The sequence below is a fragment of the Paenibacillus xylanilyticus genome (genome assembly GCF_047246825.1).
In the GTDB taxonomy this organism is placed as follows: Bacteria; Bacillota; Bacilli; order Paenibacillales; family Paenibacillaceae; genus Paenibacillus; species Paenibacillus xylanilyticus_B.
The window spans coordinates 17,169-35,719 of record NZ_JBFOLB010000011.1 but is presented as its reverse complement, the minus strand read 5'-3'; the positions used below and the strand labels follow the sequence as shown (position 1 = coordinate 35,719).

The window sequence follows — 18,551 nt, the reverse complement described above, 5'->3', positions numbered from 1 at the left end:
TCCTTTATTTAAATGGATTTACAATGGCAACTGCATAATCTTCTAAGTTGCCATCTTCTAAGAGAATATAATCAGCCGAACTGATTTTAAATTTACTGTAATCATAATTCTCTACAAATTTCCCGTTTTGAAATAGATCAAGACTACTTAAAACCGGATAGTTATTCATACCTGTCTTATCTCCATTATTCACAAACCCTGCATCAACAACGTGTCTTCCTCTACCAAAACTATTTTTCACCAGAAAAGTAACTGGGTTGCCTCTGGAACTGCTTCTAATTTGAACCCAGTCATCTCCTTTGATTGGATTTTTCACTAAATCAATGCTGTATACAACCTGACCATCAGCTAATTGCAGTGGAAGGTCACTTTCCTTTATAATTTTAACGCCTGAGTATGTTTCACCCTTCGAGTTCTTGAAAATGTCTTTAGTTTGCGTGTAAGCATTGAAATTGCTAAGCTTCGTCAACCTAAACTCTTTATTATCTGTGCTCCGGAAATCCTTATTTCCAATCCAGACCCAGCGGCCAATTTTGTCCCATTCTACCTTTTGCCCAAGTCCTTCACTGACCAGACGCAACGGAACAAATGTCCGATTCTGTTTTAAGATGATTTGTGTTCCATAGTCTTTCTTTTGACCATCAACGGTAGCAGTTGTCTGTCCGATCGTCATATCTACCGTGTGATCCTTGGACTTGATGCCTACCTTGGACACTTTGCCGGTTTTAGAATACGTTACCTTAGCGCCCAGGGCTTCTGAAACGAAACGGATTGGAACCATGACGCTACCTTGACCATCTTGGAACGGCTTAGCATCCGGAAACTTCATTTTCACCGTGTTTAGCAAAACCTCGACTTGCTTCGGTGTCGTTGCAGCGTGTGCTGCAGATCCACCAAACCCTACTGCCGTGAACATCATCGCCCCTGCTACAACAGTCAACAATACTTTTTTCATCTTCATTTGAAATGTCTCCCCTCGAAAATTAATAGTCCCTATTTTTATCGGTAATTCCAATACCTGCAGTTAACAACCTTCCTCGAACGATCGGAGAACGTGCATCGCTTCCTGACAGCCCATTGTCAGCTCATCAAAAGCTGGATAGGCCATCTCTGGAACCTTGGGATCATCCTCCCAACAAATCTGTTCCCCTTCGGATCCGGTACATGTTTTGACATAGGATTTGTTAAACTCCTTGCCGTCTACTTTCAGTGTTTCAGTCCATCCTTCTTTGGTAATACGAACAATGATTTCTGCTTCCATGGTTTTCGTCCTTTCTTCGATCTATGTGGGATCAGATATGATCGGTGGCGACCGTTATGCTTGCCGCTTGGCTCAAGCTTATCATGCCGAATATACCTTCATAACAGGCTTCGCCCGTAGTTCAACTGGAGGCTCCGCAAAGCGACGAAGACGCTACCGGAGTAGTTGAACTTAATCGTCAAGGCAGGAACGCGCAGCGGCAAATCCTTGACGATTACAAGGGCCATGATACGCTGGTCCAAGTCGCGGCAAGTGACATAGAAGGTCGCAGGCTTCCGGGGGAGCCGGAAGGCAACATTGCATTTGTTCGTTGCTTTTCGGATCTGTGCCGATTTTTATCTTTTTTCTTTCACCTGTAGTTCCCAGGCTGACTTAATGACTTTCGAATCTTGTGACATGATTTTTAAAAGATTCTGTATACGTAGTATGTTTTTTGTTTTTCCTGTTTTGGTTTGGTTCGCTGGATGGGATTCAAATTTCATTAAATCATCAGCTCCTTCGGTTTAATCGGCACAGATCCCACTAGCAGCTATCTGGTATTGAGTCCTTTTGCAGGCATGTATCCTGCAGCTGCAGCGTCCTTTTCTGATGCGAACGTCTCCTCAACGCGCACGTGCAGTGGATAATTACTGCGATAATAGTATTTCAGACCAGTACTTTCATCTATCGCTCCATACACGACATTCTTCTTTACGATCCGGCCACTACCAAATGCGTAATTGTTATAGAACTGGTGCCCCACCGGCAAGCCTTGGATGAATGCCATAATCCCAATGTCATCTACACTGTTTGTCCATTCCTCATTGGGAATCAGCGGAATTTTAAAGTCATAATAACTGCCGAGTCGAAGCGCAAATTGATTATGTTGATTGATGAAATAGGCCACATCTTTCTGAACTGCATTCACAATGGTTCTGCGCCGCATCTCATCAAACTGCTTTTCATCATTCAGTAGTGCAATATCCGTAAGTCCTTCCAGCTCTTGACGATAACCCTTCAGCCAGGTGCCTGTGCTTGCCTCATACGCGGTTACATAACTATCCAAGGTGAAATTAATGCTGTTCCCGGCCTGGTCGCTGTAGGCATAAGGTTTTTCCGGTTTCCATTCGTGTTTATAGACCTTGTTCCCACCCGCATCCGTATACTCCGTAAATGCGTAGATATGGAATCCGCTATAATCCGTAACGGCAACAACCGGGACATATGCAGCTAGCGCGCCCTGAGCTACTGGATCCTCTCCTGCACCAAAATTAAGGTTCATGGTTTTCCAAAATGTCTCAATGGCAGCTTCCTTATTTGCATTGAAATACTTGCTGGACTGATAGGAAGCTTCATTCTCCTGATACTCATTTTGATTCAGGGCAAACGCCGCATCTTGGACAGCCGTATGTAATGCTGCTGAATACTGTGCTTCTAGCCGGTTAACTAGCTTCTGATCCGATGTTCGCATATCCAATATGAGATAAAACGGTACGACAATGAGAAGAAATATAATGGCTAGGTTAGTCGTCTTCATTGATTACCATCCCACCGTAAGGTACAAAAATTTTAGTGTTATCACCTGTGCTCCCGGCCAGTAACATATCTTGCATATGCGTTGCCGGCGTTCGATTTTTGTTCTTAATGGTTACTGTGAAGAAATCGCCAACTTCCAAATGATATCGTCTGGTTTCACTCTGATCAGGCTCTGTCGTATCCGGAAACATCACCTTCATGATGTCGTCCGTGTAGAAATTACTAAAATCGGTGATATATTTGCCTTCAAACGTGCTTGGATTTTCCGGATCCCGATATACAGGAATGTAAAGCTTGTGTTCGTGAACCATTTCGATATCAAATACGTTTCCGGTAGCCGCTATTTCTTCATTAAATTGCCTATACATGGTTGGTGTCACATATCCTTTGGTTCGTACAGCATCTACAAACCGGGTGACTGACTTTTGAACAACCATTTGCGATCGATAATCCTGTCGTTCCATGCTTTGATATAGGGGATAAATAAACAAGAGTATGATTGCTAGAAATGATGCAAAGATCTTTGAAAATGCGGAACCATTCAATCATGCCCTCCTCCTTATGTAAAAATGATGGTTTTCACTGTTCCACTCGCGTCTCGCACATACTGAACCTTGTACGTCTTGCGTAGATTAATCATGGAAACATCTGCACTGTCGATATCCAAGGTTTGCTGGAAAGTGACTCCTTCGACTTGAATGTTCGCCCTAATGTCTTGAATGCGCTGGATACTTTGCAGCACCTCTGCACCGCTGTACGTCTCTTCTTCTACCGAACCGAATGTGGTAAATAATCTATGGTCGACGGTGGCTGTTTCTTGCATGGACTGTTGAGCTCGTTGCTGGATGCTGAGATCGGTTGATGCTGTTCCCAAGGCAATTAAGAAAAGCATGATCCACGCAGCGTAATAGAGATAATCACTTACACTTTCATTCAAAGGGTATCGTTCCTTTCTTGAATTCCCCTTCTCTTTCTACTGAGAAGGGAAATCCTTGAAGTTCCTTACTTCCGTTGTGTGAAGATGATGCCGACGACTACTGAGTTAGCATCTCGAACCAACTTCGAATCGAAATTCCCAGAAAGGTTCACGTATGCGGGAGAGGTTGGATCTTCCGCTTTGCTAAAGTTCGTAATTTTGTCCGTCGAGGATACTGTTCCGTCCTCTTGGAACGTGTTTCCGTAGAAGGAAGTGTCACCTTTACCTGTGATGACTTTGATTCCAAACTGTTGTTTAGCTGAATATTGACGAATGGCATTAATCACTTCACTACCGGAGTTGTATCCTCCGGAATACATAGTGTATTTTGCGTCTGTTAGGTTATTGAAGACACCTGTAACTTCTTCTCTACCTTCTTGGCTCTTGTCCATAGCGAACATGACGAAACCGACAACAAAGGTGATTAACAGTACAGTCAAAAAGATTCCTCCGGTGACCTTTAGCCACGTTGGTACATTTTCAAGCATGGATATGATTCTCCCTTTTCTAGAAAATTTGGTTAACCGATGACATGCTCTGTAATGTCATGTAGAGCATGGGGAAAACTAAGTACAAAAAGATCAGGATTGTCGTTGGAACAAAGCCGATAGCTTGGCCCAAAATTGCTTTTTGCGAAATCAGTCGGGTCAGCTTATCCTCTTTATCCTTCGCATAATATTCTTGCTCCGTTTCCAAGTCAGCGAATGATTCCGCGACCGAGACTTTTTCACTAGCACGGATTAAGCGCTTGACGATCCGATCAAAGGATTCAAAAGGTGCTTCTTCCCGCAAAGCCTGCAACACTTGCTCAGCGCCACTTTCATAGTTCAGTACAGCTCGGCGTAAAGGTGTCTTGAAGATGACGCTAAAGCGTTCCATCCATTCTAGGACGGTATCGACTGACATCCGATCAAACTGCATGAGGATTGAAATCAACGTGTGGAACTGATCCACCTCATTTTGCATCTCCATAGCGCGCATGCGCCTCTTAAATAGGAGAATCCATAACGGTATGTAATAGGCAATCATTGCGACTCCAAGAGCTATCAATAACTCCCACCATTTGAAATACTCGCTTTGCATCGATTCCATTTTCGTAAGAATTCGATTCGTTACCTGTTCAATCTCAGTTACGCTCATGTTAATACCAGTCTTGGACTGAATCATCTGAACCAGGTCCTCCCTGGATTGATCCTTCAGGTCCCCGAAATTTATGTGCACCTCCTTGAAATAGTTCATTATCTCGTTGTCAGCTGCTGTTCGCTGATTCGCTTTTAGTAGTTCATCGCCTGATAACGTCCCCATCACGTTTTGTTGTCCAGCCGTTGGGTTCGTCTTAATTTGATGAATAGCACTGTAGTGTAAGAAAACGCACAGGATGACAACGGTGATAAAACTGGCCAAACCCACCGTCAGTCGTTGTATATAAAACCACTCTTTTGTTAATGGCGAGTTTGATTCTTTTAGGAACCTAGTTAGTTTGTAATGGGCTCTGGTGTGTCGCTCAGGCACCACCCGATCAACAACTGCCTTCGCCCATGGCCAGGAATAGACTTTCTTTTCCCATTGTTTTTCGGGAGAAGAACCTTTCATTTTGTCCTCATCCAGCTCGCCGACTTTTCGGATGAACATGTAACTGATAATGGATGAAGCGAAAATGAGAATTAAGATAATGTATCCGATCCGGCTGCTGTAAAAATCTGCGGTTATCGGAAAATAAGTTTCGGACCACTTTCGGACCGGAAAAGACAACAAAATTGGTGATAGTGCAATCATGGTCAATCCTTGCAGTTTGTAATTCAGGAGCCTTCTGCGAAGCAGATCATATCTGATTTGCTGTACGAATTTAGTAATGGTCGCCAGGTACATGGATCCTTTGGCCAGAGGCTTGTCACCATACTCCATGACCATGTGGGCCACGCCGGCAAAGATTTTCAAGTACCGATTTGGTGCAACCGCATAATATTCACTCAGTTTGCGTTGTGGATCCTCCGAAGAAATGATTTCATGGATCTTTTCGGCCTGCAGCTTGATCGTATGAGGCGCAATCTGAGCTGCATCATACATGGCATCGTCCACCCGACGTGACTCTTGATACTCATGACGATTTTCTTCTAAGAAGTCCGCAAACTGTTTGAGTAATCGATCCTCCACTTTGTTTACAAATACCGTAATCAGCATGCCGTTAGCGACAATGGCAACAGCAATCGCAATCATGATCGCAATCAAATTCCAGCTCACAATGGCAATGACAGTAATACCGACAAAGATGGAGCCGAGTATCCAAAACGTAATTCGCATGGTTTCTTTTCGAATAGTGAATTCATCATACGTATTGATCAGCGATAACCTTCTGCGGATGCTGGCAAGTTGATTCCGAAGAATAGGGATATTGGAAAACCGATCATACGATTTTTGATAAAACACCATCATTTTGGCATTTGTCCGTTTTTGAACACGGCTTACATGAAACATATCAACGGATTTCTTCTGATCCCTTTTGGACTTCACGAAATAGAAGATCAACGGAATAGCTGAAATAGCCGAGATGGAGAGGAGAATGATAAAGAGAATTTTCATGTATTAGTTCCCTCCCCAATGTTTACTAATGAATGCATCAAAGGCGATCTGATCTTCCGCCAACATGTTTCCTCTCATTTCATGAATTCGCTCTGGAGAGATCGGGTTAACTGCTACATAGCCCCCGTCCCTGTACTCCAGAATGTTTCTCTCTTTCCAAAGTGGTCCATGTTTTCTGCGGATACTCTCTTTCATCAGTTGTTCATAATCATTCGTGTTTTCGAAGAAAGAATCATCGTATTGGACCAACGTAATTTCCGTGATGCGTTCAATGTAACGATTCCCTTTTTGGTCTCGAGTCACATGGATATCCCACTTGATGGCTTCCGCCACTTGCTCTTCCGCCAAGCGTTCATCTTGCATAATTTGCATGGCCAGAAGTGCATCCCGGAACCATTTGATCAGTTGCCGTGTGGTCACCGCGTGATGCGAGAAGATCGTGAACAAACTACCTACCTGTGTCATCTGGATCATCCAGGTAGCCACTGACTGGCTGGCTACCTCACCCAAGATACTGACATCTGTATCCGTCTTCTTATTCAAGTTGAGGGCTTCTTGACCAGGTATGGTCGGAAGCTCTCGAAACGCCATCGAGTTTCGTTCTGGGTACAGCTGCCGTAAGTTAAGCTCAAAAATCAATTCCACGGTTCTCAAATTGAGAAAGGCGTACATGAAACCGATACTCGTCATCATGAGAGAGGTCTTACCAGCACCCGTTTTCCCGGTGTATGCAGTAGTCTGGGCACCTTTCATCAGATTTTTGATCATATCCCTCGCTAATTCGGCTTGACCATGAGTATCCGGAATCAGATTTTCGATCGATAGATTCGGAATATCGAACTTCCGAACCCAGAAAGCCCAACTTTCTGCGAATGGTGGCCGGACAACCACGACCCGGGAACCGTCAGCCATATCGTTTACCACAAAACCGGATGTTTCGGTTAACGGCCCAGGGCTGTTGTGCTTGTAAATATTTTGGGCTACACGTTTGAGCTCAAGGTCTGTTTCAAATTCCAAAAATGAAAGATGGATCGTCTTCCCTTTATAGAAAATCCAAAGCGAGTTATTTCCACGCTTGCTACTGCGCATTTGTCCCACCAACTCAGCGACATGTTCTACGGTGGTCATCTTGCTTGGTGCCCCTGAGACACCACCAGATAAACCATCAATGTTCATATCTCGAATCTCATCTGCAACCCCGAAACCTTTGTACAACTGGTACACTCGTTGAACGATGACATTGAGTTTATCCCTAAAGTCGAGTCCGCGGATCTCTTTACGATAAATCGCCTGGATCTCCTCTCCGGTAATCACGTAGGACTCCGATTTCCCGCCCTCGATCACATGTTTGGGCTGAGCCAGGTTATACTTCTCGATCATAAAGGACAAGGCCTTATAGCCATGCTTTTCTTTGAAATGGTTCATGAGGATGTCGAAACGATCTTGATAAGTTAACCGTTCAGGCTGAGAAAACGGAATTACCCAATCGATATTTTTCTCATCGAGTCGGTAATCATGTTCCAAAATGGCTTCAATGTGCTCCTTCAGATAAAGCTTGTCTCGAATTTCACCAGAGACGGCGTTTCGCATTGCGTTTCTAAGCTCATTGACCACGGCTTGCCGGCGCTCATACTCCTCTCCGGACAACCCCATATCCATTAAGTTGGTGTTAACGAATTCGTTAATCATGACTTTGGTATATTCAACCAGTATCGGGATAGAGTACTTTTCTGCTTGTGCCTGGACCGAATCCTTGGGGCGATTCGGCTTCTTCCACAGAAAGTAAAGGAGCAACCCGATTAATCCAGATATGATAAGAGCAATGAACAGAATATTGAAAATGATTGATGAGTCCATCTACTCATGCTCCTTTTCCTGAGATTTGCTTAACCTGGGTGTTGATCCCCGATTCGTTCAAGATGTGCAACACTAGTTTGCGAGATTCCTCAACAAAGAATCGATTCGGATGAAACTTGGTCAGCTGCTGGTTTCTCCGGAAAAATGACTGGATTTCGCCGTCATTACTGTGATCTTTAAAGCTAGTGTTATACGGCATCGTGAATACAGGTCCTTTATATCGATATTTGTTGCAGATATTTTTAACTTTGAATTTTGAATCCTCATCATACTGACTGAGCAGGATCACGAAGGACTTGTTCTGAAAAGCTTCAGGCTGCTGCTCTCGCTGCAAGAAGAATCGTTCCAACACGTTGATATTTTGAGATAGACACACGACAATGAGATCCGATTGATTTAATGCCTCCAGAACTACCGGGCTGTTTCGACCACTATGTAAGTCGAGCAGAACCAGATCGTAATATTCGGTTGCCTTCTGATAGATGAGGTTGATAACTTCACTCGCTTCGTCAAACTGGCCACGATCTGCCTTTGTTGTACCTTTCAAAATATCGAGCCGGTCTGGTACTAGAATCAGCGAATTGTTTTTCACAGACTCCCGTTCGAACCTCCCTGACCGAACCGCTCTTTCAAGAGCATCCAGCCCTCCACTGGTTTGAAATCCCTGTGGGTTTTGATGTTGAATCGTTTTTTGGAAGATGCGCTGAAGCGTATTGTCTGACCACTGTGGTTGTGAAACTAAAGCGCGTACCTGGTATTCCATTCCGATAAGTGCAGCAGTAGCAGCTGTGCTGCTTGTTACACCCAAACCATCCTGTATGCCCCAAAATGATATGATTGCCATGCGTTATTTCCCCCTTTCTGCTTGCTTCCATAGCCCTTTTACCTCTTTAGCTGTCATGCCTAGGATTTGGGATGCAACGCGCTGTAAGGCTGATTTAAGGTCGCCTGAGAGCTTCTTGGTATGCAACATAGATAAATGCTGATTCATATATTTGCTTTCCAGGTCCCTTTCGTCTGGGTAGAAGATAAAGGACTCCTTCCAGTCAATCGGGTGTTTAGTAAACGTCTCCTGAATGACTTCTTCCGGGAAAACAGCTGACTCCTGAATCAACTTGTGAACCGGAATCAGATCCGATTGGCTCTTGTCTTGGAAAAATGCATTCATCAGGATACCATTTCGTTGCATTATTGCGTTGTCATAAGAACTTACCAGATAATATTGATCGGCAACTGGCCACCGCTGCAGCTCATCCCTACGACTGATATCAACAAGGACCAAATCATATTTACTCTCTTTTTGCAGTTCCTGATACGTCTCCAGCGTGGCATTCTCAATCACGTCAAAGCGATCATGCTGCTGTACCCCGTCTTGTCCTTCGACTTTTGGATAAGCGTATTCGTAGTCCGCATGGGCCGTGACATCCAGGATTAACACGCTATGTTCTACGGATAGGAGTTTGGCTACATAAAAGAGGATATCTGACTTTTCATAAGCCCCAATGAATAAGATCTGCTTCATGGTGTCCCACCTACACTATTTTGATCGTTAAAAATCGTTTCTGTATTTTGAGGTTGTGTTGTACTCGTCTCATTCATCAGATCATTGGATTGCTGCTGATATGTTGTTTCCTCTGCAGCCGCTTGCTCTTCAGCCGTCTGTTGCGTGTTACGGTTGCTTTTGTAGTCCTGCCGCTGCTGTGGAGTCATTGCATTAAGAGCTTCTTCCAGCTTCACACGATTCCGGCGTTCCAGCTCGGTGGTTGCTTTCTGAACAATGTTCGGGTCAGAATCGATCAGATCCAATACTGACTTATTGGCCGGATAGGTCGTGTATGCTTTCTCCTGTATACCAGGCTCGACATACGTCAAAGCATAGATGCTGGCGTCATTAATGTACGCGTCTACGATAGCTGAAGACATGTTCAAGATTTCTTTTTCGGACATCTGATACCAAACGGTTCCGTTCTGCAGGTCTTCAACCCGTTTCTTGCTGAGCACGATGTAATCTTGTCCAGACGGAAGTTTAATACGTACATCGACATAATCGTTTTGCTTCAGCTTGATCGGAAGCTCAATCAGACCGAACTCTTGGTTCCGGATATCCCGGGTAGTCACTTCATCTTCATAGATTACTGAAGCCGTGACTGGTGACTTTTGTGGAAGATACACTTTCGCAATTTTGCCATTAATGAGCTCTTTGCTCAGCACAGCCTCATCAGCAATAACACTTTTGGGAATCTTACGTGTTTCCAGGTCGTTGGTCCGGATCGATTCACCGGATTGAATATCCCGGGACACTACTTCAACCTCGACCATTTCCTCTTCTAAGACCTGCTGGGTCTGTTCTAGTTCAAGCTCTACAGCTTGCCGTTGGCCGTTCACTTTTACCATTAAATGGTTAATGTACAATGATCCAACTAGAACACAAATCAAAAGAACTATAAGGCCACCAATCCCCCCAGCAATGAGTACTTTCTTCTGCCTGAATCGTATTTTTGACATTGTCTATCCTCCACACTTCAATATATATTAGTATACTATTATATTAGTATATAAATATTAGTGTTGCGATTATACTTCTTTCAATTGCACGACTTGATTAGCCCCTTGTAATTTAGCCGTGACCATTGCTTTTACCACGTAGTTCAAGTTTCGTTCCATCCTCCATCCATCAAACCTTTCACAAATTCAATACTTATAGATACTGGCTGCACTTTTCCAGCCTTGTTCGTGTGAACAACTTCTTCAGTAATTCGTTTCCGTATACCTTCCGCTAAAGATTTTCCATCACAAAACCACAGCTACAAACTCGAGTCCTTTCTGTCAACCTACATAGCAAAACGCATACATATTTGTATGAGCAGATACCCAAAATACTAGCTGTAATTACTTCAATCACATACGTATTAATTTAATACCATCACCTCCATTTACTGAAATACATTCAGCATTTTTCTCCTAAGCAAAGAGAGTCTATGCTGCTGATTGATTTTCAGCATACTTTCCAGCGAATCTTCAATTACATCAGATGAGTCAAACGGATCTGGAAAATATGGAATAGTATATAGTCGCCTTCGATTCCATTTCTTTCTCAGATCCTTTACATCTTGCTTATCAGCTAAAGGAAGGCATATTCTCCAATTCGATTGGTCTAAATGAATTTGACCATCTATAAACTCATTTATCTTATGCTGTTTCCAATCCCTACTCGAACCCACTACAATTTGAACATTTGCTCTAAGGAATTCAGTGTATGACTCCGTTTCAACATAGTACCCTAGGTCGAGCACAATATAAGCATATTCACCCGATAAAAGTGGAATCACATCGATATTGTTCTGATTTTTATAAAAATGTACTCCTTCAATATAGAAACTAGAAGTATGCAAGAGCTCTGAGTCCACGCCTTCATATGAAGCTTCAATTTCCTTATACTCATTCGATTCATTTGCTTCAATTAGAGCCACAGAAAGTTTCTGTTTTACGAGATAATTCGCTATTAACAGAGAAGTATGAGTGCACCCTACTCCCTTATCCACTCCAATAATTGCTATTATGATCGTGCCTATAAAACGATCTCTGACCTTTTTACGTTTTTGAAGTAGTGGATCGTAATTAAAATCGTCAATCTTAAACTCTGAATGACTATTTTTAACCTCCAAAACTTTTTTTAATTCCTTACCTTTTTCAATCATAGATCTCAGGAATTTCTCAGAAGCATTAACAGAGTCTCTTTCTTGATAAACATCTCGAATATCTGGTTTTTCTTCAACACTTACATCCTTATGCTTTAAAACTTGCTCCTCATACATATTTCTTGGCTCTGGTTCATTCCTTGTATGTAAGAATGCATCCTCAGAACTGTCTATAACAGCACACTGAGATTTATCTGTTGTGATTAGTGGAGTCTCTGGATCCGTATCTTTTTTTGTTTCTGTTTGAAGTTTCGTGAGAATTAATCCAGGAGTTAGATCTATATACGAGATGCAAATTATCCCTAAATCAGAAAGAGACCTCATGAATTCGTCTATCTCTCTAAAATGTAAAAACACAATTTGTACTTCTGGATTTGAAGCTTCGACTTGTTTGATTAGTTTTTCAAAAGAACTTGTATTCTTTACAATATACTCAGTAAAAACAATCGTGTTAATTGAACTGGTGGATTCCCACTGAGAAATAAAAAAGTCTAACGACTCAACAATTTTTACGACTTTCCCGAAATCCTCCAATTCTTCTTTCAGAAATTCACATTCATCTCGTTCCGATGAGCAAATAAGTATACGATTCATTTAAATCACCACCTTAACGTCTTCCCAGATCATAGTAAATTCGATTGCCCTCTGTATCAATAAAGCTAAAACTTTGGGTTATGTGTTTATTCTTGTCAAAAAGATCATCGTCCGTAATAAACCAAACCCCTGCCAAACCTTCTTGACTTAGCACGTGGTTTGCCATTTTTGCTTTTTCATCAGTAGATACATGAATCAACAAAGTTAAAGTGCGGTTTACAGTCTTATATGCTGCATAAAACATTGCTTGATAGCGAATCGTTTTCAGCCAATTTTCATCTTCCCTATGACAAATGAGAACAAAGTCTATTTCTTTGCCAGATGGGTTTCTTAATGAAAAAAGGGCAGTAGGAACCTGCTGTTCGTCGTTGATTTTCAAAATAGGATGAAATTCGAAATGAACCAAATTGAATTCTTCTCTCATCTGTAGGTATAACTCATTAACGGCAACATATTTCATTCGAAATAACATTGTTGTTGGTTTGGCATGTCTCGGATCTCTTTGTCCTAAAAACGTCGCGAATCGAAATTTTAATACATCTGCACCGCTGGCACCAACTTCATAAAGGGCTGGTCTAGTTTCTTTTCCTGTTGAGTAGCTCGTCCATTTTATTTTTCGGAGCAAACCATATTTAAGTAATTTTTTCATACGGGTTCTTGCTGTATTCTCTCTCTCCGCTTCGGGAAAAAAGATTCGATCTATTTGTGATAAGGTAACCCAACGGTGTACAAAAACAAAACGAACTATATCTATATCCCTACTTGTAATCCACCCTTGTTCAACTTTTCGTTCAATGTAATAGTATTGATGTTTAGTTAGTGCATCGATCTCAGTCACATAACTGTATGGATCATCAAGGAGTGGATATGTAGGCACCTTCGCTTCTTCTGGGTTGATTAACGGAGATACCATATGCTCCATCTAAATGCCTCCTAACCCATGATTTCATGCGGAAAATGTACGATTTTGGACTTGATTTTTCTTGCTTCCAGATCAACTTTTCCTATTTTCACAGAAACAGTTTTACCAACAAGTTCACCATGGGAAGGCACTCTATTCGGAAACCAAGCCAATGACTCGACACCTGGACATAATTTAATGAATATGCCGGTGTTCTCCACAACACTTGTAATAACTCCTCGGTGAAAGTCACCTTGCTTAAATCGTTCTCTCACCCTGTTCCAAGGATCTTCTAGCAGTTCTTTTCTTGTCACAGTGACTCGCTTCTTTTCTCTATCGATTTTTTTGACTTTCACAGTCACCTGCGTACCTAATGGAAGCAAATTTCTACCTGATGGAGTCCAATCATATTCATAATCTGAAATGGGTAGGATACATACTACACCTTTTACCAAAAGATATATTCGCTCCTCCTCAAAACCTGATACTGTGCCGGTGCAGATATGATCTTCTTCAGCTGTGTCCCAAAATTCTTCTTGTAGTTCCTCTAAAGCTTGTACTCTCGATAGGAGCACAATACCTTTCTCTCGGTCAAACACTTGAATATCGTCAGTATCACCTCCACGCTTTTTGGGATCAAGCACCATAAAATCCACGGTGTGATCAATAAACCCTACCAATGACCTGAACTGTTGTTTATCGAATTGATCCTCATGAATCATTCCTTTGATGTTATCCCCCAAGTCGATAATTGCACATTGCATACTTATACCGAAAGGAGTATGCGTTTCAATAGACGTCACCACGCCTTGATGTATTTGTTTTCTTCGAAGTGACGTTTCATATTTTTTCATTGGACCCACTTCTGTGAAAGTCATGCTTGTTACCCCTTTACTTTTAAAAATAGATGGCATCTATGCTCATCGACCTGTATTAAACCAATTAGTTTCACTTTCCCCTACCTGACACATAATACATTCACTTGTTTCTTTCGGAACATTGCATTAATTGTTTCATAGTCCATGCCGGGCTCCCATGCAACTTTGTAGTACCCGCTTATTGGTCTTTCATTTGTAAGATCAACATAAATTATTAATTCTTGTTTTGCTGGCGTTTCTTCTTTGTTTAGTGAATCCAGTTCCTGGCTAACCTTATGTATCATATCGTTTTCTTTAGTCCATTTATTCTAAGTCGGGCCTTTTGAACCGGATGTGTGCAACTATTGAGCTGTCTTATACGAGAAAAGACAATTGTTATAGAACGTTTCTAAATTACGGATGTTACATTTTGGGTGACTTATGACAAAGTCTAATTCTTCCATAAGTCCATCATGTTTCAATCGAGTTCTCCTTTCTTATATATTAGCTATATAGTATTCTAATTAATATATATGAAATATACCAGACTAAATCAAAAAATAGAAGAATAAATTATTTTACTCCTCTTAAGTGTTTTCATACTCTTTTTCGAACAATTTATTGAATGAATTATAATTATATATGAAATGATTTACGATTTATTTTGTACATAATTATAAATCAATTCACCTCTTTTTTGACCATAATTCTCAGTACTTTACGTATGTTCCTATCTTTTTTTATTAATGGGAGAAATATATCATAATTAACATAATGTGGCAAAATACATGCTTAGATATTGAAGGAGAAAAGCAATGAAGCACTCCATTGGAAAGTATTTAGAATACTTTCGTCTGGCTTGTGGGTACTCCCTACGCGAGGCAGCTAAACGAATAAATTAAGCCACGGCTATATACGGGATGTAGAATTGGGAGATAATCGTGTCAGTGGAAATGCAAATCAATTAGTTGGGTTCGTGCATTAAAACTTGCATCAATTATAGAAGATGCTGTTATAAAAAATTCTACCTTAGTTTCTATTCCTACGGAGAATACTAAACGTCTTATACGAAATATAGTGCCTGATAAATAAATTTGTGAATTCTGATGGCATAGCTAAATACATGGTAAAAACAATGCAGTACATCGCAACAATCTTTTTGTACTTTGCATAAATTCAAGGGTGCAAGGGTCCATGTACATCTTGCGAGTAATGTATTCTTTCTATAGTTAGTTAACTCACTGCGCAAGAATTGTGAATTAGACTTTGTGTTAACAATGACTGGTTTCTTTGAAAAGTTTGTGACCCAATTCTACCTATGCATAATTCTCTAGCACCAGGCAATAATAGTTTAGGCAAATTACAATATATATATTGCTTAATTAAATAATGTGCTAATATATATATTACAATACCCTGAAAGGACTGTTTCAATGAGCGCCTATGATTTTAACACCCCTTTAAAAACTTATCTTCAAAATATGATTAGTCAATTACCAAATGGAACAAAATTAATTTTACAAACACTTAATCAAGCAGATTTCAATAAGGACGATCTCTCTTTAAATGCTCGTGTTCGTAGAGGAGAATTGAATGCAGCTTTGATTTGGGCTGAATCGTTAGGCTTAGTTTCTTACACCACAAGTGGTCGCCAAAAAGTGTATAGTTTGACGTCATTAGGCAAACTTTGTTATGAAGAGTTTAACGATATTATAACAACATTAAATGAAGAACGATAAGATAGTAAGCCTAAACCATTCTAAGGCTTACTATCCCCTTCTATACTCCGCTTCTCCATACTAGCTTGTTTTATTCTTTCAGCTAATTTGAGAGCAGTTGGATCTATTGATGCCGGCACAAATTTGATGGGATTTTCAATCTCACCAGATCGTGCCGGCTCTTCATTCTTAACGAGTTGCTCTGCTCTTACTTTGATGTGGTTACTGTTCTCAGCATCATCCCAAATAGAACTTCTTATCATAAGAACTTGGGATTCCTCATGAGTTCTGCTATCTATCGTCTCTTTAGATGATTCTTGGTGAATCTCCACCAAACTTCTCTGTTGCATTGCTTTTTCTTTCATTCTCTCCACTCTTATAGATTTCTCATCTGCTAATGCTTGGTGTGTCTGATCCAAAAAATTCCCATTATTTAAATTTAATAAAATATCAGCTTTAGCCTGATCATCTTCTGTTTCTAAGATATTTCTGATGTCGTCTTCGTCTACGGCTGCAAATAGTTCTCTTGGAAGTGGATAAACTAGTCCGATCACAGGTTCTAATCTTTCATTGTTATGAACGCCTCTGTAAAGTACTTCTGCAGGCGCGCCGGTTTCCACATTATAACCTTTTAATGAAGCTATTGTTCTCGGTTCAACAATGTATCTTTTTTCTTCTTTAACTTGTGTTTTAAATCCGCTTGTCGCCATTTCATCGGTTCCACTACTTTGGCCAATAACATAATCCTCCCCAATCATTTCGGCAATGTATTTAACATCCTCATTCTCTAAACCAGCCATAATGTATTTTTGCACAGCATTCTGTTTTACCATTGCTGCAAGACGTTTACTTTCATCCGTTAATTGTTCATTACCTTGATGAATAACGTCAACAAAGACCTCAAATTCACGGGCCATCTCCATAAATGTACTAAATTCTTCATCTGCAAACATTTCAAGTTCATCAACTGTTAGCTGATGTGCTCTCGGAGTTTCTATTAGTGAGCGTCTAAATATACTTGCTCGAAATAGATTGATAAATAACCTTCCTACGGTATACGTTAAGGTTGAGAGTTTACCATAGGCACCATTGACTAAAACTATTTCTCCATTCGCCAATACATCATCAATATTAAATGTTGAGGGGCCGCAAAAAATTCGTTGAACATGCTTATTTGATGTCAACTCTGATAAGTAATCATGAAGGTTAGAGTAAGTTTGCATAGCATGTTCTTGCATTCGTGGGCTACCGGCCATACTGCGAGTGTATTGTTTTAACAAAGTAATCTGACTGTCATAACCTTTAAGAAGTGACAACACTTCAGCTCTATAATCATCATTTAAAGGTTGAATAAGTCTATCCAATTCGTTTAATCCACACTCGTTACCGTAAGCAAGCTTTAATGCCTTAATACTAACCCGAAGTAATTGTGTTGACCTACTTTTAAAGTATCTTTCAGAATCCGGTCCAAGATAACTATGAAAGGCTGCCACGTTAGCTTCAATCATGTCATCAAAATCATGACCTTCGGGACTATACATCGGATTTAAACAAGCTGTATGCTCATATTCCGGATCTAACCGATGGTAGGGCCTACCTACCCGGTCCAAGAAATTAGCTAATCGTCTGATAAAAGACCCTTTGGGTTCGATTATAGTGCTTCCTATATAGTCGTTTAGAAGATCCTGCGTCACTTTATTCGTCGCAAAAAGTGTCTTACCAGCTCCAGTTCCACCTAAGGTTTGTCCATGCTGTGCTCTATCACTTCTTGATATTGTAACTAACTGACTTTGACGATTTTTTGTGGGTTGTGTATGAAATAGTACGATCTTACATTCTTCAGAACTGTACCTGAGATGCGCAAGCGACCCTTTTTTTGAAATATCAATGGTTTCTGAAATGTCAAACTTATATACTAAATCAACTTCTTTGGATTCATTTAATGTGGTTAAAGATTCCTCTCTTTCATTTACATGTCCGGAAGAGTCACAATCCAATTTATTCTGATCTATTATTTCGGGCAAAGTCATTTTCAGTTTTGGATTGCTTCTCACACTTTTAGACTTTTCAACCGCAATATGTAGTTTTGAAAATATTGTGTTGTTCGTATTCCCTTTTAAGACATGTATTAAAGAGAAGGCCACAGTGGTTGCAACTATGGACATAACTATAAAAACAGTCCATGTCGATAATTCAAACCATAAAACTATTTGTCCAAGCGCCAAGGAACTTAGTGTATTCAGAAAGGTCTGAATGGTCGGTTTTGAATACAGATTCTTGAAAAACATTGGTGATGAATAAATAGTATGTCCCATAAAAGCTGCCAACAAAAGTGGGATGGCTCTTAAGAATATTGGTTCACTGGTGCCATACCATATATCCTGGTATCTCCCTACTAACCAAAAAAAACATAACAATAGAATGCATAAGATCGTAACTGCCTGAGTATTCCATAATGAATATTTGTTTGCTGGGTCCATAGCATATCTACGAACAGAAATATAAATATTCTTAAAAACAAACGCAAAGATATGACCTATCACTGATATAATTCCACCAAGAACCATGGCTATGAACTTCATGAACGAATCAAT

The 18,551-nt window shown here is 40.7% G+C and carries 16 protein-coding genes; 1 reads left to right on the top strand and 15 read right to left on the bottom strand.

Going from position 1 to position 18,551, the window contains the following annotated elements:
• Positions 1-4: 4 nt before the first annotated feature.
• The 14 genes from AB3N00_RS29330 to AB3N00_RS29265 all read right to left on the bottom strand — a co-directional run bounded on the left by AB3N00_RS29330 (position 5) and on the right by AB3N00_RS29265 (position 14,260).
• Positions 5-961: a copper amine oxidase N-terminal domain-containing protein gene (locus AB3N00_RS29330; RefSeq protein WP_413037663.1), complete on the bottom strand. Its 957-nt coding sequence runs from the start codon at positions 959-961 to the stop codon at positions 5-7.
• A 63-nt stretch (positions 962-1,024) separates the two neighbouring features.
• Entirely contained in the window at positions 1,025-1,261 is a 237-nt protein-coding gene (locus tag AB3N00_RS29325; RefSeq protein ID WP_413037662.1) for a hypothetical protein, read from the bottom strand.
• Positions 1,262-1,790: 529 nt separating this feature from the next.
• Entirely contained in the window at positions 1,791-2,777 is a 987-nt protein-coding gene (locus AB3N00_RS29320) for a hypothetical protein (protein ID WP_413037661.1), read from the bottom strand.
• Complete coding sequence (locus AB3N00_RS29315) at positions 2,764-3,213, bottom strand: hypothetical protein (protein ID WP_413037660.1); 450 nt, start codon at positions 3,211-3,213, stop codon at positions 2,764-2,766. The genes AB3N00_RS29320 and AB3N00_RS29315 overlap by 14 nt, the downstream gene beginning before the upstream one ends.
• A gap of 122 nt (positions 3,214-3,335) precedes the next feature.
• Positions 3,336-3,713, bottom strand: coding sequence for a hypothetical protein (locus AB3N00_RS29310; RefSeq protein ID WP_413037659.1), 378 nt, complete (start codon positions 3,711-3,713; stop codon positions 3,336-3,338).
• 65 nt (positions 3,714-3,778) lie between these two features.
• On the bottom strand, positions 3,779-4,240 hold the full coding sequence (locus tag AB3N00_RS29305; RefSeq protein WP_110756197.1) for an ABC transporter permease: 462 nt from the start codon (positions 4,238-4,240) through the stop codon (positions 3,779-3,781).
• A gap of 19 nt (positions 4,241-4,259) precedes the next feature.
• Positions 4,260-6,332, bottom strand: coding sequence for a hypothetical protein (locus tag AB3N00_RS29300; RefSeq protein WP_413037658.1), 2,073 nt, complete (start codon positions 6,330-6,332; stop codon positions 4,260-4,262).
• 3 nt (positions 6,333-6,335) lie between these two features.
• Positions 6,336-8,189: an ATPase, T2SS/T4P/T4SS family gene (locus AB3N00_RS29295; RefSeq protein ID WP_413037657.1), complete on the bottom strand. Its 1,854-nt coding sequence runs from the start codon at positions 8,187-8,189 to the stop codon at positions 6,336-6,338.
• 4 nt (positions 8,190-8,193) lie between these two features.
• Positions 8,194-9,033 (bottom strand): hypothetical protein, encoded by an 840-nt coding sequence (locus AB3N00_RS29290; protein WP_413037656.1) that lies wholly within the window; start codon positions 9,031-9,033, stop codon positions 8,194-8,196.
• A 3-nt stretch (positions 9,034-9,036) separates the two neighbouring features.
• The gene (locus AB3N00_RS29285) at positions 9,037-9,711 is read right to left on the bottom strand and encodes a hypothetical protein (protein ID WP_413037655.1); all 675 of its coding nucleotides are present in this window, start codon (positions 9,709-9,711) and stop codon (positions 9,037-9,039) included.
• Positions 9,708-10,694: an SAF domain-containing protein gene (locus AB3N00_RS29280; protein WP_413037654.1), complete on the bottom strand. Its 987-nt coding sequence runs from the start codon at positions 10,692-10,694 to the stop codon at positions 9,708-9,710. Before AB3N00_RS29280 ends, AB3N00_RS29285 begins: the two co-directional genes overlap by 4 nt.
• Before the next feature lie 428 nt (positions 10,695-11,122).
• Positions 11,123-12,481, bottom strand: coding sequence for a hypothetical protein (locus tag AB3N00_RS29275; RefSeq protein WP_413037653.1), 1,359 nt, complete (start codon positions 12,479-12,481; stop codon positions 11,123-11,125).
• Positions 12,482-12,494: 13 nt separating this feature from the next.
• Positions 12,495-13,403, bottom strand: coding sequence for a replication-relaxation family protein (locus AB3N00_RS29270; RefSeq protein ID WP_413037652.1), 909 nt, complete (start codon positions 13,401-13,403; stop codon positions 12,495-12,497).
• Between the two features lie 11 nt (positions 13,404-13,414).
• Entirely contained in the window at positions 13,415-14,260 is an 846-nt protein-coding gene (locus AB3N00_RS29265) for a 30S ribosomal protein S1 (RefSeq protein WP_413037651.1), read from the bottom strand.
• A 1,412-nt stretch (positions 14,261-15,672) separates the two neighbouring features.
• On the opposite strand from AB3N00_RS29265, the gene AB3N00_RS29260 reads away from it, so the two are divergent.
• Positions 15,673-15,978, top strand: coding sequence for a hypothetical protein (locus tag AB3N00_RS29260; RefSeq protein WP_413037650.1), 306 nt, complete (start codon positions 15,673-15,675; stop codon positions 15,976-15,978).
• A gap of 20 nt (positions 15,979-15,998) precedes the next feature.
• Here AB3N00_RS29260 and AB3N00_RS29255 read toward each other — a convergent pair whose 3' ends face one another.
• Positions 15,999-18,539 (bottom strand): TraM recognition domain-containing protein, encoded by a 2,541-nt coding sequence (locus AB3N00_RS29255; protein ID WP_413037649.1) that lies wholly within the window; start codon positions 18,537-18,539, stop codon positions 15,999-16,001.
• Between the last annotated feature and the right edge of the window lie 12 nt (positions 18,540-18,551).

What these genes read in the sequence shown, in the direction of transcription:
- AB3N00_RS29330 (WP_413037663.1), bottom strand. Translation starts at nt 961, where the DNA reads ATGAAGATGAAAAAAGTATTGTTGACTGTTGTAGCAGGGGCGATGATG.
- AB3N00_RS29325 (WP_413037662.1), bottom strand. Translation starts at nt 1,261, where the DNA reads ATGGAAGCAGAAATCATTGTTCGTATTACCAAAGAAGGATGGACTGAA.
- AB3N00_RS29320 (WP_413037661.1), bottom strand. Translation starts at nt 2,777, where the DNA reads ATGAAGACGACTAACCTAGCCATTATATTTCTTCTCATTGTCGTACCG.
- AB3N00_RS29315 (WP_413037660.1), bottom strand. Translation starts at nt 3,213, where the DNA reads ATGGTTGTTCAAAAGTCAGTCACCCGGTTTGTAGATGCTGTACGAACC.
- AB3N00_RS29305 (WP_110756197.1), bottom strand. Translation starts at nt 4,240, where the DNA reads ATGCTTGAAAATGTACCAACGTGGCTAAAGGTCACCGGAGGAATCTTT.
- AB3N00_RS29300 (WP_413037658.1), bottom strand. Translation starts at nt 6,332, where the DNA reads ATGAAAATTCTCTTTATCATTCTCCTCTCCATCTCGGCTATTTCAGCT.
- AB3N00_RS29295 (WP_413037657.1), bottom strand. Translation starts at nt 8,189, where the DNA reads ATGGACTCATCAATCATTTTCAATATTCTGTTCATTGCTCTTATCATA.
- AB3N00_RS29290 (WP_413037656.1), bottom strand. Translation starts at nt 9,033, where the DNA reads ATGGCAATCATATCATTTTGGGGCATACAGGATGGTTTGGGTGTAACA.
- AB3N00_RS29285 (WP_413037655.1), bottom strand. Translation starts at nt 9,711, where the DNA reads ATGAAGCAGATCTTATTCATTGGGGCTTATGAAAAGTCAGATATCCTC.
- AB3N00_RS29280 (WP_413037654.1), bottom strand. Translation starts at nt 10,694, where the DNA reads ATGTCAAAAATACGATTCAGGCAGAAGAAAGTACTCATTGCTGGGGGG.
- AB3N00_RS29275 (WP_413037653.1), bottom strand. Translation starts at nt 12,481, where the DNA reads ATGAATCGTATACTTATTTGCTCATCGGAACGAGATGAATGTGAATTT.
- AB3N00_RS29270 (WP_413037652.1), bottom strand. Translation starts at nt 13,403, where the DNA reads ATGGAGCATATGGTATCTCCGTTAATCAACCCAGAAGAAGCGAAGGTG.
- AB3N00_RS29265 (WP_413037651.1), bottom strand. Translation starts at nt 14,260, where the DNA reads ATGACTTTCACAGAAGTGGGTCCAATGAAAAAATATGAAACGTCACTT.
- AB3N00_RS29260 (WP_413037650.1), top strand. Translation starts at nt 15,673, where the DNA reads ATGAGCGCCTATGATTTTAACACCCCTTTAAAAACTTATCTTCAAAAT.
- AB3N00_RS29255 (WP_413037649.1), bottom strand. Translation starts at nt 18,539, where the DNA reads ATGAAGTTCATAGCCATGGTTCTTGGTGGAATTATATCAGTGATAGGT.